This is a genomic window from Leifsonia poae (assembly GCF_027921845.1).
GTDB lineage: Bacteria > Actinomycetota > Actinomycetes > Actinomycetales > Microbacteriaceae > Leifsonia > Leifsonia poae.
Window position 1 is genome coordinate 55,383 of sequence record NZ_BSEN01000014.1, and the last position, 19,645, is coordinate 75,027.

Genomic DNA, 19,645 nt, shown 5'->3' on the forward strand with positions numbered 1-19,645 from the left:
GCACGACGCCGGAGAGCGGTGCGAGCCGGGTCACCGATACCTCCTGCGTCAGTTCGTTGCCGACGCTTCAGGTTCCGAGACCGCACCGAAGCCCCGCGGCCGCCTGACCCGCGCCATGTGAACTGCTATTCTCGGAGGACGCGAGTGTAGTTCAATGGCAGAACTTCAGCTTCCCAAGCTGATAGCGCGGGTTCGATTCCCGTCACTCGCTCTCCTAGTCACCTTTTGAGCTATGCGGGCTGCTGACCTATCCGGACAGCCGAAGCCGCCGACCTCGTGCCTCGTAAGCACCCACGACCCGCCCGCGGCGCCAGCTCCAGCGCGGTGACCCCACATAGGGCGGCACCAGTTCTAGGTATTTTGTGGTTTCATCCGACGCTGGATACTGATGTGACCCAACGCAGTCACATGAGATGACGCCAATCGCGCCGCACCCGAGCCGCCGAAAGCCGAACCGAAATGCCGACCACAGACACCATCACCGCCCGCCCCGACAGCATGGTCGCCCTGGACCTCTGCGACTTCTTCGCCTCACCTCACCCGCACCGGTGGGAGTACACGAACGGGCATCTGGTGTGTGCGTACTGCGACTGCAAGCAGTCGCTCTCGTCGTAAGGTCGTCGATAACCTCGACCGGCACCAGGGTTCGAGCTTGGCGCCCGCCGCCGAATAGCCAACCCCCTACGCACCGCGGCTCGCGCTGCGACGACGGTTCAGCAGCACCCCGACGCCGCAGAAGATGGTCAGGATGGCGAGGCCGGCGGGCAGAGCGATGTCACTGCCGGTGGCGGCGAGGCCACCGTCACCGCTCGCACCTCCCGAGGTAGTGGGTGGCGCAGGGCTGATCGGTGGGGTCGGGCCGGCAGGGGTGGTGATGGTGAGAGCGACCACGGCCACAGTCGTGTCTGTGCCGACCGTCTGGGTGACGGTGAATTCGTGTGGCCCGGCCGTGAGGGCGACGACCGGGACGACCGTCCAGGTGCCGTCGGATGCGACAGTGGCGCTGCCGACGACGGCACCGGCCTCGTCGGTGATGGTGATCGTCGCGCCCGGCTCGCCGGTTCCGGCGAAGGTGGGTGTGCGGTCCGTGGTCGACGCCCCATCGGCCGGGGCGGTGATGGTGACAGGGGCGATGCCCAGAGGACCGTTGACCGTGATGTCGACGACGGCAGTACTGCCGTCCGAATCTGTTGCGGTTATGGCGTGCGGGCCGCTCGAAAGCGCGGTTGAGATGAGGGACCAGGTGCCGTCCGCGAGGACCGTCGTCGTCCCGAGGACGGCGCCGGTTTCGTCGGTCACCGTGACGGTCGAACTGGGCGTCGCCGTTCCGGTGATGGTCGGGGTGTCGGTGGCGATGGTCGAACCGTCTGCGGGTGAGGTGATCTGTATCGGTGCGGGGATGGCGACGGTGATTGCGGTGGACTCGGATGTCGCAGTCGTCCCGGTCCCCTGGGTGGCCGTGATCGTGTGCGGCCCGTTCGAGAGGCCGGTGGCCGGGGTCAGCGTCCATGAACCGTCCACCCCGACGGTGGGCGTGCCGAGGGTTGCGCCGGTCTCGTCGGTCACGGTGACGATCTGACCGGGTTCACCCGTTCCCGTGATGACGGGGGTCGCTGTCGTGACCGTGCTCCCGTTCGTCGGGCTGCTGATCGTGACCGGGGTGAGAGTGATCCGCAGCGTGGAATCCTCTATCTCTCCCGAATCCGACATGCCGGCCGGCACCGTCGACTGCGCACTGTCGTAACCGATCCGGAGTCGTGCGTTGGCGACCTGGGACACCACTCCCGCCGGCACCGTCCACGTCAGGTCTGCGGTTGCCGCACCTGCGGGAACCACTGCTGTCGCCTGCTCGTCTGCGCCGAACACGCCGTCCCCGTTGAAGTCGATCCAGCCGGCGAGGGTCGACGCCGTCTTGGTCGGGCCGCCTGCTGCGTTCGACACCGGAACAGTCGCCGTGTAGGCCTGCCCGGCCAGCGCTGTGGAGAGCGCCGGCCATGCGGGGGTTCCGTCGTTCGTGCTCGACGGTGCTGCGACAGCGGTCGTGTTCAGGATTTCGGCGTTGTCGTTGGATGTCGACGGTCCGATCGCCACGTCGGAGCGGAGCGCGGAGGCTGCACCGTAGGTGTCGCCGAGGTTCGAGCCGTCCTCATCGGCGGAGACGGTCGTGTAGTAGAACGCTGACGCCGTGCTCGGCGTAGCTCCGCCTTCAGCGTGCCGTGCGAGCGATACCCCGAACGTCACCTGCGTCACCGTCCCGCTGACCTGCACCGAGCCACAGCCCTGCGGGGACGTATTCGGGCCCAGTGGAGATGTGCAGGCCGGAGCCCCACCTCCCGCTGTTGCGGCAGGATTGTCGGCGACGATCGACGTCGAACCAACCCTCCAGCCCGTCCAGCCCGCGGTCGGAGTCATCGTCAGGCCGCCCTGCAGATCCAGGCGCAGCGTGCTGGAGGCGAACATCGTCGGAGTCGAACCGGCAGCCGGGCTCCCATTCAGATTTGTGAAGTGGATCGACGGGTTGGTGACCGGGCGGCTGAACGTGTAGGTGACAATTCCGACCGGGCGGTACACGTCATCCGTGGCACCGGAGGGAACGAACGCGGTTCGCGTCTGGTCCGCGTTCAGGATTCCGGTGGGCGCGTAGGTACCGCCTCGCGGAGCCAGGCTTCCTCCACCGGCGAACGGCCCCATGCTGCCGAGCGCGCTCAGGGTCACGGTGACGCCGCCCGGAAACGTGGCGACTCCATTCGTCCACTGTGCGCCCGCAGCGCCGGCAGGCGCCTGAGCTGCCTGTGCCGACAACGGCACACTCACTCCCAGGGCGACCACAGCCATCACAAGCGCAGCGACGCCGACCCTCTTCGCGACCCCCATCGGACAACCCTTTCCCGGGAAGTCGACGTGGCCGTCTCCCCCTGTTTGCGTGTCACGAGTGTTTCGAGACAGAGAGTACGCCCAGCGGACCACTCATTGCTACGGCCTGATCTAGGGCGCGATGTGAGGCGCTCTCTGCGCTCGCAGGTGGATCAGTAGGGCGACCCCTGAAACTCGACCCCTCGATTCGACGAACCGCGCACTCTCGGTTGACATCCGCCATGTCAGGATGGGACGCGTGCTGCCGGGAGGGCCGGCAGCCGTGGCTAACCGTCCGGTGGGACGGAGGACGGCGGGACACGTGGGAGTCCGCGCTCGAGACCGGCGCTCGCGCCGTTGGGGCAGGATGCTGGTCGCGCATGCGGTCGCCGTAGCGTTGTGTTCGCTCGTCGTAACGGGGACCCTCCTGACCGCAACCGCAACCGCCGCGCCTGCGCAGGCCCACCTCGCCGGCGGCGCGCCGGCCGCAGCCCTGGCCCCCACCGGGGTCGACGACTTCACGTTCGCGAGCTTCGACGGCGACTACCGGCTCGGCCGCGATGCCGAGGGTCACTCGACGCTCACCACCGTCGAAACACTGGTGGCGCGATTCCCCGGGACCGACCAGAACCACGGCATCCGGCGCGAGCTTGTCAAGGACTACGACGGTCACCCGACCAATCTGAAAGTCGTTTCGGTGGCCGACCAGAACGGCAAGCCGCGACCGTACAGCAGCGAATCCGACGACGGGATCCTCTCGCTGACGATCGCGGCGAAGGGCTACGTCCACGGCGACCAGACCTACGTCATCACCTACACGCAGACGAACGTCACGCGCTACTTCTCAGATACCAGTAATGACGAGTTCTACTGGGACGCCAACGGCACGGAGTGGGCGCAGCCCTTCGATCGCGTCACGGCGACCGTGAACCTCGGTTCCGGCCTGACCGAGGCCCTGCAGGGCACCGCATCCGCCTATCGCGGTGCCCAGGGCTCCACCCAGGCTGCGGGCGTCGAGCGCACCGACGACGGGTTCCGCTTCAGTGCCGACCAGCTCGGTCCGCGTGAGAACCTCACGTTCGCCATCGGCTTCGCCCCAGGCACGTTCACCGCGCGCGCCGACGGGCTGTTCGACACCGGCTGGGGCTACGCGGCTGTCGCCGGCCTACTGCTCTGCATCCTGACGCTGGTCGGCGCGATCGTCGTGCGTGTGCGCCTGCTGCGCGACGCTCCCGGGCGCGGCACGATCATTCCCGAGTACGTTCCACCGAAGGAGGGGCTTCTCCTCGCTGCTGACGTGACCGGACGCAGCAAGAAGGCGGTCGCCGCGCAGACGCTCGACCTCGCGGTATCGGGCCGAGTGCGCGTGCTGCAGACCACGGGATTCTTGGGCCGCCCTTCCTACACGCTGGAGCTCGTCTCGACGGAGGCGACCGGTCTCCAAGCGCTGCGCGACCCGCACCCGACCGCCGACGAGCTGCAGTTTTTGCAAGCCCTCTTCGGGGACGCGGTCGTCCCGGGCAGAACGCTCGAGCTCGGCTCCACCAACTCTCGTGTCGCCCGCGCCATCTCCGCGCTGCAGAAGCGCGTGCACAAAGACGCCACCGGCTTCGGCTACCGCACCACCGGACCGCGCGGTCCGGTCCGCGCGGTATTCTTCACCGCGTTGGGCGCGACCGTTCTCGCCGTCGTCGCTTCGGTGCTGTGCATCGTCGGCGTCTACGGAGGAGCGGTGCCGATCGCAACCCTCATCGGCTCGGTCCTGCTCTTCGTCGCCGTCGCCGTGCTCCTGTCGCGCTCGCCTCTGACCAGAACAGGCACGACTCTGCGCGAATATGTGGACGGCCTGCGGATGTACGTCGACCTCGCCGAGGCCGACCGCATCCGGTACCTGCAATCGCCGCAGGGAGCGGAGCGCGTGCCCGTCGCCGTGGACGACCCGCGCGAGATGCTGAAGCTCACCGAGCGTCTCCTGCCCTGGGCCGTGCTGTTCGGCGACGAGAAGAAGTGGCTGGCGGAGCTCGGGAGATTCTACGAACAGACCGGACAGACGCCGACCTGGTACTCCGGCCAGACCGCCTTCAACGCCGCTGTGCTCTCCCAGATGGTCAGCGGGATCTCCTCCAGCACGACCATCGCGAGCAGCTCGTCATCCGGGGGCACCGGAGGCGGCGGGTTCTCCGGCGGCGGAGGCGGAGGAGGCGGTGGTGGCGGCGTCTAGGTTGGTCTCACCATCGCTTGAGCCCTCCTAACCGGCCGGCTCCTGAATGACGCGCAGCCACCCGAGCTCGATGCCGTCGGTCGAGATGAACGCCAGCTGCACCGGTCCGCTGAAGTCCGACACACCGCTGGTCTGATCGCGCACGGCCTGACCGCATGCGAGTTCGCCCTCCGTAAGGGTGCGTGGCGCACTGCTGACCTCGGCTGTCGTCAGCCGGAATCGACCACCACTCGGGCCCACACAGCCACCCTCGATGACGAACGATCGGCCACGAACGAGGAGCCCGGGACCGACAGTGCTTCCGTTCGTGGGCATCGACGACACGCTGTCGACCTGCGCGAACGCGACTTGGCCGGGGACGCTGCCCTGCGGCATGTCGAAATCAGACGAGGACGAGGGCGAGCCGCTGCCCGCCGACGGTGTCGCGGGCGAGGGGATGACCGGGGTCGAGCACCCCGAGAGGGTTATCGCCCCCGCTAAGGCGAACGCCAGTGCCGTCCCCCGCACGAAGCTCGATCTCACGAGAGGGATCGTATCGGCCGCGAACACGATCCGTCGATCAATTCCCGGGGTGCGCGACCCGGTACCTCATCCGCGAGCAGCCGGTATTCCGTTCAGCGGCCGCGTACCAGTAGGTTTTGCCCATGAGGACTGCCAGGGTCGTTCGCCCCACTCTCGCCATCGCCGCCGCCGTCGTGCTCGCCGCTCTCACCGGATGCTCGTCTTCGGGCTCCTCCTTCACAGGGACCTGGGGTCAGGACTCCCCTGGCCAGCCAACCCTCACGATCAAGGAGGACGGCAGCTTCTCGGGCAACGACGGCTGCAACGACATGAGCGGCAAGGGCACCATCTCCGGCGACACGTTCACCTTCGGGCCGTTCGCCACCACTCAAAAGGCGTGCGAGGGCGTTCACCCCTGGCTCAACATCGCGAGCACGGCCAAGGTCGATGGCGACACCCTCGTCGTCTACAAGAACAGCGGCGACAAGATCGGCACGCTCGAGAAGCGCTGACGGCGGCGGGCGCGGCCGGGTCACGCCCCGGGCTGCGGTGAAGACCGCTCGAACTCCTCGTCGCTGACGTGCTCCTTCCAGGTCGTGGTCGCGGCGGGGTCGTCGGCGCTTTCGAGCATCGCGATGTGCTCCATGAAACAGCCGGGCGCCGCAGCGTGCCAATGATCCTGGCCCGGAGGCGTGTAGAGGGTCTGGCCGGGGCGCACCTCGATGACGTTCCCCTCGCGGTCGCCGAACCAGGCGACACCCTGCGTGACCCGCAGGTACTGGCCGCGTGCATGGGAATGCCAGGCGGTGCGCGCGCCTGGGGCGAAGCGCACCAGCGCGACGGTCATCCGCTGATCGGCGTCGTGAGGGCCGGCGATCGGGTCGACCCAGACGTCGCCGATGAACTGCTTCGGCGGGTTCTTGGTGGTCGGCGGAGTGGGTTCGATGTTCATGCTCGATGCTCTCTTTCTCGATCGGTCCGGATGCTCACCCAGCCGCTCACGGCCGGCGACGTGCCGCGGGCGTCAGCTCTGCGGCGCCGTAGCTGTTGTCCTCGGGGTTCACTGTGACGCCCGGCGCGACGAGCTGGTCGATCCGGTCCAGCACGTCCGCGGTGAGGACCACCTCGGTCGCCGGCAGGTACGACTCGAGCTGCTCCATCGTGCGCGGGCCGACGATCGCGGCCGTCACGGCCGGATGCGTGATGACGAAAGCGATCGCGAGCTCGATGAGGGCGAGCCCTGCCTGTTCGGCGAGCAGCGCGAGCTCCTCGACGATGTCGAGCTTGCGCTGGTTGGCCGGATTGCTCATGTCGAAGCGGGCGCTCGGGCGCGCGGACGACGTCGGCGTGGATGCCGCGTCCTTCCTCCACCGGCCGGAGAGCCAGCCGCCGCCGAGCGGGCTATAGGTGAGGGAGCCCATCCCGTGCCGCTGGATCGTCGGCAGCACGTCCTCCTCGATACCGCGCACGAGGATCGAGTACGGCGGCTGCTCGGTGACGAAGCGCTCCAGGTTGCGCTCCCGTGACGCCCACTGCGCCTCGACGATCTGGGATGCCGAGTACGACGAGGAGCCGATGTACCGGATCTTGCCCTGCCGCACCAGATCCGTGAGTGCGCCGAGGGTCTCCTCGACGTCGGTGTCCGGGCTCGGGCGGTGCACCTGGTACAGATCGATGTAATCGGTGTCGAGGCGGCGCAACGAGTTCTCGACCTCGCGGATGATCCACCGACGCGAACCGCCGCGCTGGTTCGCGTCGTCGCTCATCGGCATGAAGAACTTGGTGGCGAGCACGACGTCGTCGCGTCGACCCTGCAGGGCCTCTCCGACGATCTCTTCCGAGACGCCGTTCGAGTAGACGTCGGCGGTGTCGACGAAGTTGATGCCCGCGTCGAGAGCGCGGTGGATGATCCGGATGCTGTCGGCGCGATCGTCGTTGCCCCAGGGGCCGAACATCATCGCGCCGAGACAGAGCGGGCTCACCTGCACACCGGTTCGGCCGAGAGGACGGTAGTCCATGATTCTCCTACTTACTCTGACTGTTCAGACTTCGGGGATGACCATCGCGAACCGCTCGACGCGGGGCTCGTCGGGGTCGGGACCGCTGCGCACGCCGGTGTCGAGAGCGTCGATGCGGTCGAGCTCGTCCGGCGTCAGCTCGAAGTCGAAGACGGCGAAGTTCTCGGCGATGCGCGTGGGGTTGACCGACTTCGGGATGGCGGAGCGCCCCTGCTGAAGGTGCCAACGCAGCATCACCTGGGCCGGGGTCTTGCCGTGGGCGGCGGCGATCGAAGCGATCGTGGCGTCGTCCATCACGCTCTTCCGCTGCTCGCCCCAGCCGGGGTAGAAGGTGATGCCGCCGATCGGCGACCACGCCTGCGTGATGATGCCGTTCGCGGCGTCGGCGGCTTGAACAGCCGGCTGCGTGAAGTACGGGTGCAGCTCGATCTGGTTCACTGCCGGCACCACGTCTGTTTCGGCGAGAAGACGCTCGAGGTGGTGCGGCATGAAGTTGCTGACACCGATCGCGCGCACCCGGCCGTCGGCCGCGAGGGCCTCCAGCGCCCGGTAGGCGGCGATGGTCTTCTCGAACCGGTCGGGTGCCGGCTGGTGCAGGATGAGCAGATCGAGCTGACCGACGCCGAGCTTGCCGGTCGCCTTCTCCCAGGCGTGCAGGGTTTCGTCGTAGCCGTAGTCGGACACCCACACCTTGGTCTCGATGAACACGTCGGAACGATCGAGGCCCGAGCGCCGGATGCCTTCGCCGACCTCGCGCTCGTTGCCGTAGGCGGCTGCCGTGTCGATATGCCGGTAGCCGGTGTCGAGGGCGGCCTGCACGGCGCCGGTCGTCTCTTCGGGTGATGACTGGAAGACGCCGAGCCCGAGCGCGGGCATCCGGACGCCGTTGTTGAGGGTGAGTTCTGTGACCATGCCATTCACGATAGGAGCGGTTCGCGGAGACAGGGAGGGCACGTCAGTGCCTCCCTCGGTCGCGGGCCCCGGCGTAGGGTCGGGCTATGGCGCAGACCGATGACGTGCGGGAGTTCCTCACCTCCCGCCGCGCGAAGATCACCCCCGAGCAGGCCGGCCTGCCCGCGTACGGCGGCAACCGCCGGGTGAAGGGACTCCGCCGCGAAGAGGTCGCGATGCTCGCCGGGATGAGCGTCGACTATTACACGCGTCTCGAACGCGGAAACCTCTCGGGCGCATCCGACAGCGTGCTCGAAGCCCTCTCGCGTGCCCTGCAACTGGATGACGCCGAGACCGCGCACCTCTACGACCTGGCGCGCGCGGCCGGCCTCGCGCCGCGTGTTCGACGCAAGCGCAGCCCGACGACGGTGCGTCCCAGCGTGCAGCGGATCATCGACGCCATCGTGGGCGCGCCCGCCTGGATCCGGAACGATCGCGGCGACGTGCTCGCCGCTAATCAGCTCGGCCGTGCCCTCTACCTCGACCTGATGGCCGAGACCGTGCAGCCGCCCAACAACTCGCGGTTCACGTTCCTCAACCCGCGAGCGCGTGAGTTCTACTGGAACTGGGAGCAGGCCGCCGACGACATCGTCGCCATCCTGCGATCCGCGGCCGGGCGCAACCCGTATGACAAAGACCTCACCGACCTCATCGGCGAGCTCAGCACGCGGAGCGAAGAGTTCCGGATCCGGTGGGCGCGACACGACGTGCGCCATCACCGCACCGGGCGCAAGCGCATCCATCACCCGATCGTCGGCGACCTCGACCTCGCCTTCGAAGCGTTCGAGCTGCCCGCCGATCCCGGACTGCGGATGAACGTCTACACGGCCGACCCCGGCACCCCCTCCGAGGATGCGCTCAAGGTCCTTGCCAGCTGGGCCGCGACGCGGGAGCGGGAGACCGCCGAGGCGACGGCCGCGGAGACGGCCGACATCGAGCAGAGCGGCCGCAGCACTCCGTAGCGGGATATCACCGACCGGCTAGAGCGCGTCTATGCAGTGAACGGTCAGGCCGCCCATAGGGTACAAGCACTCGACCCGTCGTGCAGAGGGGCTCGTGCACGACCGAACCCGACCTCGGGCCGGTCCATCCGTCACAAGACCGCGGCGGCGCCGCGGCGGAAGGAACCCATGTTCGACTTCCTGACCGGTCCAGTTGCAGGGATCATCCTGCTCGTCATCGTGGTCGGCATCATCGCACTGATCTACGCACGCACGGTGTACAGGAACGCCGGCCCCGACGAGGCGCTCATCATCACCGGCAAGCGCCCGAAGAAGGAGCGCGGCGCGGACGGAACCACCACGGAACGCTCCGGGACCCGGATCGTCCACGCGCAGGGCGTGTTCATCACGCCGTTCTTTCAGAAGGCGCACAAGATCAGCCTCCGTTCCCGCGCCATCGACATCAGCGCCGCTGCGCAGGACCAGAACGGCATCACCCTCACCGTCGACGCGGTTGCCATCGTGAAGGTCGGCGACGCGGAGAGCTCGATCCGGGCGGCCGCCCAGCGGTTCCTCGGCCAGGACAAGAACATCGACAGCTTCGCGCAGGAGGTCCTCTCCGGTTCGCTGCGCGCATCCATCGGTTCGACGAACGTGATGACGATCATCCAGAAGCGCGACGAACTCGGAACCACCGTGCTGAACACGGCCCGCGAGTCGCTCGCCAGCCAGGGGCTCGACGTGGACTCGTTCGAGATCAAGGGCATCACGGATGAGAACGACTACATCAACGACATCGGGCGCGCTGAGCAGGCCAAGGTGCGCAAGCAGGCGGAGATCGCCGAGCACGTCGCGAACCGCGAGTCCCGCGAGGCGGCCGTCACGGCCGAGCAGGCGATCGCGGAGGCGGAGAACGCCCTTGCTCTGAAGAAGGCCGCTCTGCAGTTGGATACAGACCGTGCCGCGGCGGAAGCTGCGGCCGCGAAACCGATCGCGGAGGCGAAGGCGCAGCAGTCGATCATCAGCGAACAGGAGCAGGCCGCGAAACGCCGCGCCGAACTCCGCAAGGCCGAGCTCGAGTCCGAGGTCAACGCGAAAGCCGATGCCGACGCCTACGCGATCCGGGTGAATGCCGAAGCTCAGGCGATCGCCGCCCGTACCGCCGCCGAAGCCGACCGCGACGCCCGCAAGGCTTCTGCGGAGGCGGTCACTGCCGAGGGTGTCGCTCAAGCCGACGCGATCCTTGCACGGGGTAAGGCCGAGGCCGAGTCCACCAAGCTCTCCGCGCAGGCGACGGCCGAGAACTCGGAGCAGCTCCTCGCGCTGCGTCTGATCGAGCTTCTGCCGGCGCTTGCGAAGGAGATCGCCGCACCGATGGGTAACATCGACACCCTCACCGTGGTGTCGACCGACGGCGCATCCGAGTTGTCGAAGAACGTCGTCGGCGGCGTCACGCAGCTGGATGCGATGCTCGAGTCGTCTCTCGGCGTCAGCATCAGGGGCCTGCTCGGCAACGTGGCCGGCGGCTTCGCCGCCGGCAGGGGCGTCGCGTCGAGTGGCGGTTCGTCCACTGCGACCGCTGACCTGGCTGCGGCGGCAGCAGCCGTCGCGAATACCGTCGACCCTGCTGTCGGCACCGCACTGGTCGTCACGGACGGCCAGACCGCGGATTCCAAGGACCTTCTCCCCGTCGACTAGACCGACCCGGATGACCGCCGACGGCGGCGCGACCACCACGGTTGCGCCGCCGTTCGCCGTTCAACGAGTTCGAGCCGATCGCCTGAACCCGGCCCGCAGTCCATCCACCGTGTTTTAGTCACCGGAGGAAACCAGATACTCCGCGGCGGGGCCGGCCGAGGTACCGGTGCGCACGGCGAAGATCTTGCCCGCATCCGGATCGGCGGCCAGAGCCCGCTCGTCGTAGCCCTCTTGCGACGTCGTGATGAACAGTGTCGACCCGTCGGAGTCGCCGAAGCAGCAGCTCGAGACCTGGGCGGCGCCGACGTGCACACGCTCGAGAAGGCGGCCGTCGGCGCTGTACCGCTGCACGGCACCGCCGCCCCACAGCGCGACCCAGAGGCAGCCGTCGGCGTCGATGCACATGCCGTCGGGAGCTCCCTGTTCCGGCGGGATGCTCACCACCACCTCGCCGTCCGACAGCCCGGCGGGCGAGACCCGGAACCGCCGGACGGTCCGGGTCGGTGTGTCGATGTAGAACATGGTGCCGCCATCCGGCGTCCAGGCGAGACCGTTCGAGATCGTCACGCCGTCGAGCACGAGCTGCGGGATGTCGGCCTCCAGCCGATACAGGGCACCCGCACCGCGCTGCTTCGAGTACGCCATCGATCCCGCCCAGAACCGTCCCTGCGGGTCGCACTTGCCGTCGTTCATCCGGCGCCGCACCCCGTCGTCGGGCAGTACGTCGGCGATCGGTGACAGGCGCCCGTCCCGCGCCAGGCGATGGAAGCCGTCACCGGCCGCGACGAGCCAACCGTCCGCCGCGGGCACGACCGCGCCGACGGCCATCCCGAGGTCGAAGCGTTCGCACTCCACGAGAGCCCCGGATGCCGCACGCCGCGCTCGGCGGATGCCTCCCCGGTACTGGTCGACCCACAGCAGCGTGTCGTCACGGCCGTCCCAGATCGGGCCCTCCGCGTGCTCGACTGCGTCGTCGATGACGATCTCCGCGATCCGGTCGACGACATCGCCGTCCGACACAGCATCACTCTCCGTCACAGCGCCGCCCGGTCGTAGCCGAGGCTCGGCATCTGCGTCGCGAACTTGCCGCCGCTGACGTCGACCAGCGCGCCCGTGATGTAGCCCGCATAGTCGCTGGCGAGAAAGCAGACCAGGTCGGCGACGTCCTCGGGCCGTTCCCAGCGCCGCAGCGAGAGCGTGTCGAGCAGGCGCTCCTGGCGGTCGACGGCCATGTCGGCGAAGCCGTTCATCGCGGTCGGGATCATTCCGGGAGCGTACGCGTTCACCGTTATGTTCCACGGGCCGAGCTCGGACGCCAGTACGCGCGTGAACTGCACGACGGCCGCCTTGGAGGCGCCGTATGCCGCGGCGCCGACGCTCGGGATGATCGCCGCGAACGAGGCGGCGTTGATGATGCGCCCGCGTCCGGCTCGTTTCATCGCGGGGATGACGGCCCGCGAGAGGGCGAAGACGCCGAACACGTTCACGTCGAAGCAGGCGCGCCAGCGTTCCGGGTCGAGCGACTCGACCGCCCCCTCGACGTTGATGCCCGCGTTGTTCACGAGCACGTCGATGCGGCCGAACTCCTGCTCGACGGCCGCGATCGCGTCGTTCACGGAGCCGGTGTCGGTGACATCGCAGCGGATCGTGCGCACGCCGTCGATCGGCTCGGCGAAGTCGAGATCGAGGGCCACCACGGTCGCGTTCTCTGCGTGGAACCGTTCGACGAGCCCCCGCCCGATGCCACGGCCGCCCCCGCTCACGATGACGACCTGCCCGGCGAAGTCGATCAGCATTCTTCCTCCAATAGTCATACTATTGGGACTCATCGTAGTGACGATCGAGGAGAACAGCGATGAGCAATCCGGAAACGGTCGGGTCGGAAGCGACCGAGACCCGCAAGGTCGTCTGGATCACCGGCGCGGGTTCCGGGATGGGACGCGCGGCTGCGATCGAGGCAGCGAAAGCAGGATGGCGGGTGGCCCTGACCGGCCGCCGGTCCGCCGCCTTGGAGGAAACGGCGGCCGCGGTGCGTACCCTGCCCGGGCATCCGGAGGCGCTCATCGTCACCGCCGACGTGACGGACGATTCCGACATCGAGAGCGCGCGCGACCGCATCCTGGAGCGGTGGGGGCGGATCGACGGCCTGGTGCTGGCTGCCGGGCTCAACTCGCCGCGCCGTCGCTGGAGCGACCAGGACCTGCCCGCCTTCGACGACATCGTGAGCGTGAACCTGGTCGCACCCGCGCACGTCGTGGCCGCGGCGCTGCCCGCGCTGCGCGAGGCGCGTGGCGTCGTCGTGTTCGTGTCCTCGTACGCCGCCTGGGCGTTCAACCCGATCGCCGGCGTCGCATACAGCGCGAGCAAATCCGGTCTCTCCGCGCTCAGCCGCACCCTGAACGCCCAGGAGGCGGAGTCGGGCGTGCGCGCATGCCATCTCTGCCCGGGTGACGTGAACACCGACTTCCTCGAACTCCGGCCCCAGGTCCCCGACGACGCCGCACGCGCCGCGATGCTCCAGCCCGATGAGGTCGCGCGGGCCATCCAGTTCGTGCTCGATGCGCCGGGCCACGTGCGCTACGACGAGCTCGTGATCTCGCCGACCTCGCAGCGATGAGCTCGGGCGGGGTGCGCAGGAGCGCCTACCAGCGGGTGCTCGACCGGGTGGGCGCTGCGATCGTCTCCGGCGAGCTCGAGGCAGGCAGCGTCATCAGCGTGGACGCCCTGGTCGACCTGACCGGAGCATCCCGCAGCATCGTCCGCGAGGCGACGCGCGTGCTCGCATCCGTCGGGCTGCTCACCGCGCGCCCGAAGGTCGGGCTCCGGATCGCCGATCGACGCGACTGGGATGCCCTCGACAGCGACATCGTGCGCTGGCGCCTCGATTCGCCTCAGCGCTCGGAGCAGATCGCGGAGCTGCTCGAGTTGCGCCTGGCGATCGAGCCCGCCGCCGCGCAGAGCGCTGCCCGGCGACGCACCGACGACCAGGCCGCCGAGCTGGTCGCCGCTGGAGAGCAGCTCCGAGCCGCCGCGAGCCTGCGTGACGGCGCGGCCTTCTTCGACGCCGACGCCCGGTTCCACGGCCTGGTCACGACCGCGAGCGAGAACCGGATGTTCGCCCGACTGCAATCCGTGCTGAGAGAGGCCCTCCGCGAGCGGACGCCGCGCGAGCCGTTCACCTGGGACGACGCCCCGGCCGACGTCGACCTCCACGTCGCCCTGGCGGACGCGATCGATCAGCGCGACCCCGACGGCGCCCGCGACCTCATGAGTCTCATCGTGCGCGGTGATCGCGCGCACGCGCAGCGCTGACGCGCCCGGTCACCCTTCGAGCAGGCGCTCCAGCGGGTTCTCGCGGAGCTTGCGCTCCACCCCGCCGTCGACCAGGCGTCGCGCGGCGGTCTCCGGCTTGCGGATGGCCTGGTCTTTGACGCACGCCGTGAATTCCGCAGCCAGTTCGCCGCGCGGGTAGCGTTCAAGCACCTCGCGACGGAAGTCGAGCGAGAGCTCGTCGGCGTTCGCGCCCGAGATGTCGAGCGCGGTCGAGGTCGAGAGCAGATGCCCCTCGACGTCGAATTCCGGATCGACCTCCGGCCAGTTGTGCCGCACGATCACCTCGTGAGCGCGCACGCGCCGCGCATCCGGCCAACCGCTGCCCGCGGTGAGGGCGATCGCGACGTGCCCGGCGGCGTCTTCGTAGGCGAGCGTGTGATTGTCGAACGCGGGCACGATCCCGAGGTCGTGCAGAAGCGCGGAGACATAGAGCAGTTCGTGGTCGGGCTCCAGCCCCCGCGCTTCAGCGAAGCCGAGCGCCCAGAGCCAGGACCGCTGCACGTGGTTGAGGAGGGAGGGCGAGTGGTAGGCGGTGGCGATCTCGAGCGCGGCGCGCGCAGCCGAGGTGTCGGGGGCAGTGATCTCACTCAGTCTCATGGACCCATCTTCCCGGATGCTGCGCGCACTCGACCCTCGCGCGCTGCGTTCGGACGCTGGATGATGGTTGGGCGGCGGGAGAAGATCCGTCCACGGACGAGACCGGGGAGAACCATGCGAGCCATCACTGTGTCGGATCAGACGGCGGGAGTCGGCGGGCTCAGCCTGAGCGAACTCGAGTACCCGCACGCCGCGGAGAACGACGTGATCGTGGAAGTCCACGCGGCCGGCTTCACCCCGGGTGAACTCGGCTGGCCGGCAACCTGGACGGACCGGGCGGGACGCGATCGCACACCGAGTGTCCCGGGCCACGAGGTGGCCGGCATCGTCGCCGAGCTCGGCTACGGCACCACGGGGCTCACCGTGGGCCAGCGCGTGTTCGGGCTCACCGATTGGACGCGAAACGGATCACTGGCCGAGTATGTCTCGGTAGAAGCACGCAACCTCGCGCCGCTCCCCGCGAGCATCGACTTCACCACCGCGGCCGCTCTGCCGATCTCCGGCCTCACCGCGTGGCAGGGGCTCTTCGAGCACGGGCGCCTCCAGGCGGGCCAGACGGTGCTCATCCATGGGGTGGCCGGCGGCGTCGGTTCCATCGCCGCCCAGCTCGCCCGCGACGCCGGCGCCCGGATCATCGCCACCGGACGCGCCGCGGATCGCGAGACGGCGCGCGGCTTGGGCGCCGACCGGTTCATCGACCTCCAGAGCGATCGGCTGGAGGATGCCGGCCAGGTCGATCTCGTCTTCGACGTGATCGGTGGAGACGTCTACGATCGCTCACTCCCGCTCGTCCGCGCGGGCGGCCGCATCGTCACCATCGCCGCCCCGCCGCCCGCGCAGCCCGTCGACGGCCAGGCCCTGTTCTTCGTCGTCGAGCCGGACCGCGCCACCCTGGCCGAGCTGGCTCTGCGCGTCGCCACCGGGCGGCTGACACCGATCGTCGGCGCCGTGCGCTCACTCGAGGAGGCACCCGCCGCCTTCTCCCCGGCGACGCGCGTGCCGGGCAAGACCATCATCGCCGTGGATCACTCCGCCTGATCGGGCGTGCCCGGGGCGAGCAGCCCGCGTGCCTGCTCGGCGGCCCGGGCGATGCTCTCTCCGACGAAGTCCATGAAGCGCGCCATGTTCTCGAGACGGCTACCCGCCGGGGTGTCGCTGCCGAGGAGGCGGACGCCTTCGCGAGCCGTCTCGGCGATCTGGGCGTTGGACCGCGCCGCGGCGATCATCGACTGGTACCAGACGTCGCCGTCGGCGATGTACCGTTCCCGACGGCCCTCGCTGCGGTCCCGGATGACCAGGCCCTGACTCTCGAGGAGCGCGATCGCCTTGGAGACGGACGCCGGGCTCACCTCGAGCCTCCGAACGAGCTCGGCCGCCGTGAGGCTGCCCGCGTCGGTGGTGTAGAGGCTGGTGAGGATGCCGGCGGCGACGCGCGGCAGGCCCGACTGCATGAACAGCGTGGTGAAGGTCTCCTCGTAGTCCCGCACGGCCTGGGAGTCCCGTCCGTCCCCGTCGGGTGCGCCTGACGCGCGAGGAACGGTGCCGCGACGCGTGTGCGCGCGGTGCTCAGTGGCACGCTGAGCCACGTCGGCGCGGTATGCGGCGGGGCCGCCGTTGCGCAGCACTTCGCGCGTGATGGTCGACGTCGGTCGTTCGAGGCGCCGCGCGATCTCGGCGTACGCGAGGTCGTCGGCCAGCCCGAGGGCGATCTGCTGACGTTCCTGCCTGGTGAGTCTGCCTGCCGGCATCCGGGATCCCTTCCGCATCGTCGAATGAGTCGATCGTAGCGTTCACCTTTGCTCTAGTGCAACGAAATTTGTCTCGAGAATTGCGTTCTCTTCTGGTCGAGTGCAACGATATAGGCAACTTGATCGGCAACTTTGTCTTTCTAATGCAACATTTGTCTTGCGCACTTACTGAACGCAACGTAGCGTTTCTCATATCGGAAACATAACCAGCACCACCGATCACTGGAGTTGAGAACAATGCAGACCTACAACACCCCGACCGCCATCACCGCCGTACTGGACGTTCCGGCCGGCCACCTCCGCTTCATCGCGGCCGAGCGCACCGACACGCTCGTCGAGGTCCGGCCCGTCGATGCGTCGAAGGCGCGCGACGTCAAGGCGGCGGAGCGCACGACCATCGAGTTCGCCGACGGCGTCCTTCGCGTCGAGACTCCCGAGAAGAACGCGGCCTTCGGCCCCACCGGCACCGTCGAGGTGACCGTGCAGCTGCCCGCCGGATCACGCATCCAGGCGACGGGCAGCGCGGAGCTGCGAGGCGCCGGGCGCCTCGGCGAGGTGAGCGTCCAGAACGCCTACGGCCCGATCAAGCTCGACGAAGCGACGACCGCGCAGCTCGGGGCACTCGACGGCGACATCACCATCGGTCGTCTGACCGGCCCTGCCGAAGTCTCCACCGCACGCGGCGACGTCCGCGTCGGCGAGGCGCTGCAGGGCACGCTCGCGCTCAGCACCCAGCTCGGCAACGTGAGCGTCGGCGTCCCCGCCGGCGTCACGGCCAGCCTGAACGCCGGGACCCCCTACGGCCGCATCAGCAACGCACTCGCCAACACGGGCGGCGCTCCCGTTGTCGAGATCCACGCCACCACCGCATCCGGCGACATCGACGCTCACACCGTCTGAGCGCATCCCGTTTCGACGCGAACCATCCCGCTTCGACAAACCGTCCAGGAGGAGATCATGACCAGCAACAGCACATCCGCAGCCCTGTCACCGTGGACCGGCATGGTCCCCGTCGACGACACCGCCCTCGCCGTCACCGACACCGGCGGCACCGGCACCCCCGTCATCTACCTCAACGGTCAGTTCGCGACCCAGGGGTACTGGCGGCGGGTGACCGCAGACCTGGGGCCGTCGTGGCGGCACATCACCTACGACGAGCGCGCCCGCGGACGCAAGTCCCTGACCTCGGCGGACTACTCGTTCGAGGCCGCTGTGCGCGACGTCGACGCCGTGCTCGCCGCTCGCGGCGTCGAGCGTGCGCTCCTCGTCGGCTGGTCGTACGGCGCGTATGTCGCGGCCCACTGGGCGAGCCGCAACCCGGCACGCACGATCGGCGCCGTGCTGGTCGACGGCGCGCAGCCGTACGACTGGCTGGATGACGCGATGGAGGAGCGCATCCGCACACTGTTCCGCCGCATGGGCTGGTTCACGCCGCTGCTGCGCCCGACCGGCCTGACCCCGCGGATGTCCGCCGCGCAGCAGGCCGAGAGCAACATCGAGCTCGGCAAGCTCGGCAGCACCAGCGAGCTCGGTCCTGTGCTCGACAGCATCGTCGTTCCGACCCGCCACGTGGTCGCATCGGGCACCTCGCTCGGAAGCCGCGGCGACGAGCAGGAGGTCATCCGCGCCGGCCTCGCCGAGGTCGTCGCCCGCAACCCGAACATCGCGATCAGCGCGAAGGTGCCGAGCAACCACGGTGCGATCCTCAAGAAGGACCACGCAGCGGTCGCGGCGGCGGTTCGCGAAGTCGCGGAGCTCGGCCACCACGAGCACTGACCGCGACGCGGGGCCGGCCTCACGGTCGGCCCCGCCTGTGCGCGTCGTCCGGTGAAGCCGCCTAGGGGCGCGGAGAGCCTGCGCAGGCGAGGGTCTACCATGGCGGGCATCGCACCTCACGGCACCCACCGCAGCCCACGGAAGGAACCCCCATGCCCGCACTGACCGACACCTTCACACTCTCGAACGGCGTCACCATTCCGAAGATCGGTTTCGGCACCTGGCAGATCCCCGACGGGCCGGAGACCTACGACTCGGTGCGAACCGCGCTGGATGCCGGCTACCGCCACATCGACACGGCGCGCGCATACGGCAACGAGGCGAGCGTCGGGCGAGCCGTGCGCGACAGCGGCATCCCGCGCGACGAGATCTTCATCACGACGAAGTGCCCCGCCGAGGTCAAGGACGCCGCGGGCGCGCGTAACGCGTTCGAGCGGTCGACCGCGGCCCTCGACCTCGGCCCGGTCGACCTCTACCTGATCCACGCGCCGTGGCCCTGGAACGCGATCGGAAGCGATCACCGCGCCGGCAACATCGAGGTGTGGAAGGTGTTCGAGGAGCTCTACGAGGCCGGGAGCACCCGCTCCATCGGCGTGAGCAACTTCGAGGTCGATGACCTCGAGTCGCTGACCGCGGCGACGACCGTGCTCCCACACGCCAACCAGATCCGCTGGTTCGTCGGCAACACCCAGCCGGAGACGACCGCCTACTGCCACGAACGCGACATCCTCGTCGAGGGGTACTCACCGCTCGCGACCGGGCGCCTGCTCGGCAACCAGGACATCGCGGCCATCGCGGAGAAGTACGGCAAGTCGGTGGCTCAGGTGAGCATCCGGTACCTGCTGCAGAAGAACGTGCTGCCGTTGCCGAAATCCACGACGCCGTCGCGCATCGTCGAGAACGCGGACGTCGACTTCGAACTGGCGCCGGAGGACGTGGCCGCGCTGGATGCGCTCGAGGGCGGGGACCGCTGAGACAGCCGCATCGCGCGGTCCCGTAGGGTCGGAT

General features: G+C 68.9%; 20 protein-coding genes and 1 tRNA gene. 12 read left to right on the forward strand and 9 right to left on the reverse strand.

Features of this window, described 5'->3' with window-relative positions:
• Nucleotides 1-140: 140 nt before the first annotated feature.
• Nucleotides 141-211: transfer RNA gene (locus PKE84_RS14565), tRNA-Gly, on the forward strand.
• A gap of 248 nt (nucleotides 212-459) precedes the next feature.
• Nucleotides 460-615: a hypothetical protein gene (locus PKE84_RS14570; protein ID WP_271177994.1), complete on the forward strand. Its 156-nt coding sequence runs from the start codon at nucleotides 460-462 to the stop codon at nucleotides 613-615.
• Between the two features lie 66 nt (nucleotides 616-681).
• On the opposite strand, the gene PKE84_RS14575 is transcribed toward PKE84_RS14570, so the two are convergent.
• Entirely contained in the window at nucleotides 682-2,874 is a 2,193-nt protein-coding gene (locus PKE84_RS14575; protein ID WP_271177995.1) for an Ig-like domain-containing protein, read from the reverse strand.
• Between the two features lie 346 nt (nucleotides 2,875-3,220).
• Here PKE84_RS14575 and PKE84_RS14580 point away from each other — a divergent pair, with 346 nt between their 5' ends.
• Nucleotides 3,221-5,074 carry a DUF2207 domain-containing protein gene (locus PKE84_RS14580; RefSeq protein WP_271177996.1) on the forward strand — a complete coding sequence of 618 codons (1,854 nt, stop codon included), beginning with the start codon at nucleotides 3,221-3,223 and terminating at the stop codon, nucleotides 5,072-5,074.
• A 27-nt stretch (nucleotides 5,075-5,101) separates the two neighbouring features.
• Here the strand turns inward: PKE84_RS14580 and PKE84_RS14585 are convergent, their stop codons facing one another.
• On the reverse strand, nucleotides 5,102-5,596 hold the full coding sequence (locus PKE84_RS14585) for a hypothetical protein (RefSeq protein ID WP_271177997.1): 495 nt from the start codon (nucleotides 5,594-5,596) through the stop codon (nucleotides 5,102-5,104).
• A gap of 122 nt (nucleotides 5,597-5,718) precedes the next feature.
• On the opposite strand from PKE84_RS14585, the gene PKE84_RS14590 reads away from it, so the two are divergent.
• The gene (locus PKE84_RS14590; protein ID WP_271177998.1) at nucleotides 5,719-6,087 is read left to right on the forward strand and encodes an META domain-containing protein; all 369 of its coding nucleotides are present in this window, start codon (nucleotides 5,719-5,721) and stop codon (nucleotides 6,085-6,087) included.
• 20 nt (nucleotides 6,088-6,107) lie between these two features.
• Here PKE84_RS14590 and PKE84_RS14595 read toward each other — a convergent pair whose 3' ends face one another.
• From PKE84_RS14595 to PKE84_RS14605, 3 genes are read right to left on the reverse strand one after another with little or no spacing between them, the layout of a single operon-like run.
• A complete protein-coding gene (locus PKE84_RS14595) occupies nucleotides 6,108-6,527 on the reverse strand; it encodes a (R)-mandelonitrile lyase (protein WP_271177999.1) in 420 nt (139 codons plus the stop codon).
• Between the two features lie 46 nt (nucleotides 6,528-6,573).
• Nucleotides 6,574-7,593 (reverse strand): aldo/keto reductase, encoded by a 1,020-nt coding sequence (locus tag PKE84_RS14600; RefSeq protein WP_271178000.1) that lies wholly within the window; start codon nucleotides 7,591-7,593, stop codon nucleotides 6,574-6,576.
• Nucleotides 7,594-7,617: 24 nt separating this feature from the next.
• Nucleotides 7,618-8,505: an aldo/keto reductase gene (locus PKE84_RS14605; RefSeq protein WP_271178001.1), complete on the reverse strand. Its 888-nt coding sequence runs from the start codon at nucleotides 8,503-8,505 to the stop codon at nucleotides 7,618-7,620.
• A gap of 86 nt (nucleotides 8,506-8,591) precedes the next feature.
• Between PKE84_RS14605 and PKE84_RS14610 the strand changes: the two genes are divergently transcribed.
• Nucleotides 8,592-9,506 carry a helix-turn-helix transcriptional regulator gene (locus PKE84_RS14610; RefSeq protein ID WP_271178002.1) on the forward strand — a complete coding sequence of 305 codons (915 nt, stop codon included), beginning with the start codon at nucleotides 8,592-8,594 and terminating at the stop codon, nucleotides 9,504-9,506.
• Between the two features lie 168 nt (nucleotides 9,507-9,674).
• Nucleotides 9,675-11,183 carry a flotillin family protein gene (locus tag PKE84_RS14615; protein WP_271178003.1) on the forward strand — a complete coding sequence of 503 codons (1,509 nt, stop codon included), beginning with the start codon at nucleotides 9,675-9,677 and terminating at the stop codon, nucleotides 11,181-11,183.
• A 114-nt stretch (nucleotides 11,184-11,297) separates the two neighbouring features.
• On the opposite strand, the gene PKE84_RS14620 is transcribed toward PKE84_RS14615, so the two are convergent.
• Complete coding sequence (locus PKE84_RS14620) at nucleotides 11,298-12,203, reverse strand: SMP-30/gluconolactonase/LRE family protein (protein ID WP_271178004.1); 906 nt, start codon at nucleotides 12,201-12,203, stop codon at nucleotides 11,298-11,300.
• A gap of 14 nt (nucleotides 12,204-12,217) precedes the next feature.
• Nucleotides 12,218-12,979, reverse strand: a complete 762-nt coding sequence (locus tag PKE84_RS14625) for an SDR family NAD(P)-dependent oxidoreductase (protein ID WP_271178005.1) — start codon at nucleotides 12,977-12,979, stop codon at nucleotides 12,218-12,220.
• A 59-nt stretch (nucleotides 12,980-13,038) separates the two neighbouring features.
• Here PKE84_RS14625 and PKE84_RS14630 point away from each other — a divergent pair, with 59 nt between their 5' ends.
• Together PKE84_RS14630 and PKE84_RS14635 are read left to right on the forward strand one after the other, a co-directional pair.
• Nucleotides 13,039-13,800, forward strand: a complete 762-nt coding sequence (locus tag PKE84_RS14630) for an SDR family oxidoreductase (protein WP_271178006.1) — start codon at nucleotides 13,039-13,041, stop codon at nucleotides 13,798-13,800.
• Between the two features lie 11 nt (nucleotides 13,801-13,811).
• Complete coding sequence (locus PKE84_RS14635) at nucleotides 13,812-14,495, forward strand: FadR/GntR family transcriptional regulator (RefSeq protein WP_271178007.1); 684 nt, start codon at nucleotides 13,812-13,814, stop codon at nucleotides 14,493-14,495.
• A gap of 9 nt (nucleotides 14,496-14,504) precedes the next feature.
• Here the strand turns inward: PKE84_RS14635 and PKE84_RS14640 are convergent, their stop codons facing one another.
• Nucleotides 14,505-15,113, reverse strand: coding sequence for an HD domain-containing protein (locus tag PKE84_RS14640; protein WP_271178008.1), 609 nt, complete (start codon nucleotides 15,111-15,113; stop codon nucleotides 14,505-14,507).
• Between the two features lie 114 nt (nucleotides 15,114-15,227).
• Between PKE84_RS14640 and PKE84_RS14645 the strand changes: the two genes are divergently transcribed.
• Nucleotides 15,228-16,151: an NADP-dependent oxidoreductase gene (locus PKE84_RS14645; protein WP_271178009.1), complete on the forward strand. Its 924-nt coding sequence runs from the start codon at nucleotides 15,228-15,230 to the stop codon at nucleotides 16,149-16,151.
• Here PKE84_RS14645 and PKE84_RS19560 read toward each other — a convergent pair.
• Nucleotides 16,139-16,861, reverse strand: a complete 723-nt coding sequence (locus PKE84_RS19560) for a GbsR/MarR family transcriptional regulator (protein WP_373877151.1) — start codon at nucleotides 16,859-16,861, stop codon at nucleotides 16,139-16,141. The two genes, PKE84_RS14645 and PKE84_RS19560, sit on opposite strands and share 13 nt — an antisense overlap.
• Nucleotides 16,862-17,098: 237 nt before the next feature.
• Between PKE84_RS19560 and PKE84_RS14660 the strand changes: the two genes are divergently transcribed.
• The 3 genes from PKE84_RS14660 (at nucleotide 17,099) to PKE84_RS14670 (ending at nucleotide 19,611) form a co-directional block, all read left to right on the forward strand.
• Nucleotides 17,099-17,761, forward strand: coding sequence for a DUF4097 family beta strand repeat-containing protein (locus PKE84_RS14660; protein ID WP_271178010.1), 663 nt, complete (start codon nucleotides 17,099-17,101; stop codon nucleotides 17,759-17,761).
• A gap of 57 nt (nucleotides 17,762-17,818) precedes the next feature.
• A complete protein-coding gene (locus PKE84_RS14665; protein ID WP_271178011.1) occupies nucleotides 17,819-18,637 on the forward strand; it encodes an alpha/beta fold hydrolase in 819 nt (272 codons plus the stop codon).
• A gap of 152 nt (nucleotides 18,638-18,789) precedes the next feature.
• Complete coding sequence (locus PKE84_RS14670) at nucleotides 18,790-19,611, forward strand: aldo/keto reductase (protein WP_271178012.1); 822 nt, start codon at nucleotides 18,790-18,792, stop codon at nucleotides 19,609-19,611.
• Nucleotides 19,612-19,645: the final 34 nt, after the last annotated feature.

Bases quoted from the DNA above. Each gene is read 5' to 3' on its own strand.
- PKE84_RS14570 (WP_271177994.1), top strand. From the start codon at position 460: ATGCCGACCACAGACACCATCACCGCCCGCCCCGACAGCATGGTCGCC.
- PKE84_RS14575 (WP_271177995.1), bottom strand. From the start codon at position 2,874: ATGGGGGTCGCGAAGAGGGTCGGCGTCGCTGCGCTTGTGATGGCTGTG.
- PKE84_RS14580 (WP_271177996.1), top strand. From the start codon at position 3,221: ATGCTGGTCGCGCATGCGGTCGCCGTAGCGTTGTGTTCGCTCGTCGTA.
- PKE84_RS14590 (WP_271177998.1), top strand. From the start codon at position 5,719: ATGAGGACTGCCAGGGTCGTTCGCCCCACTCTCGCCATCGCCGCCGCC.
- PKE84_RS14595 (WP_271177999.1), bottom strand. From the start codon at position 6,527: ATGAACATCGAACCCACTCCGCCGACCACCAAGAACCCGCCGAAGCAG.
- PKE84_RS14600 (WP_271178000.1), bottom strand. From the start codon at position 7,593: ATGGACTACCGTCCTCTCGGCCGAACCGGTGTGCAGGTGAGCCCGCTC.
- PKE84_RS14605 (WP_271178001.1), bottom strand. From the start codon at position 8,505: ATGGTCACAGAACTCACCCTCAACAACGGCGTCCGGATGCCCGCGCTC.
- PKE84_RS14610 (WP_271178002.1), top strand. From the start codon at position 8,592: ATGGCGCAGACCGATGACGTGCGGGAGTTCCTCACCTCCCGCCGCGCG.
- PKE84_RS14615 (WP_271178003.1), top strand. From the start codon at position 9,675: ATGTTCGACTTCCTGACCGGTCCAGTTGCAGGGATCATCCTGCTCGTC.
- PKE84_RS14625 (WP_271178005.1), bottom strand. From the start codon at position 12,979: ATGCTGATCGACTTCGCCGGGCAGGTCGTCATCGTGAGCGGGGGCGGC.
- PKE84_RS14630 (WP_271178006.1), top strand. From the start codon at position 13,039: ATGAGCAATCCGGAAACGGTCGGGTCGGAAGCGACCGAGACCCGCAAG.
- PKE84_RS14640 (WP_271178008.1), bottom strand. From the start codon at position 15,113: ATGAGACTGAGTGAGATCACTGCCCCCGACACCTCGGCTGCGCGCGCC.
- PKE84_RS14645 (WP_271178009.1), top strand. From the start codon at position 15,228: ATGCGAGCCATCACTGTGTCGGATCAGACGGCGGGAGTCGGCGGGCTC.
- PKE84_RS19560 (WP_373877151.1), bottom strand. From the start codon at position 16,861: ATGCCGGCAGGCAGACTCACCAGGCAGGAACGTCAGCAGATCGCCCTC.
- PKE84_RS14660 (WP_271178010.1), top strand. From the start codon at position 17,099: ATGCAGACCTACAACACCCCGACCGCCATCACCGCCGTACTGGACGTT.
- PKE84_RS14665 (WP_271178011.1), top strand. From the start codon at position 17,819: ATGACCAGCAACAGCACATCCGCAGCCCTGTCACCGTGGACCGGCATG.
- PKE84_RS14670 (WP_271178012.1), top strand. From the start codon at position 18,790: ATGCCCGCACTGACCGACACCTTCACACTCTCGAACGGCGTCACCATT.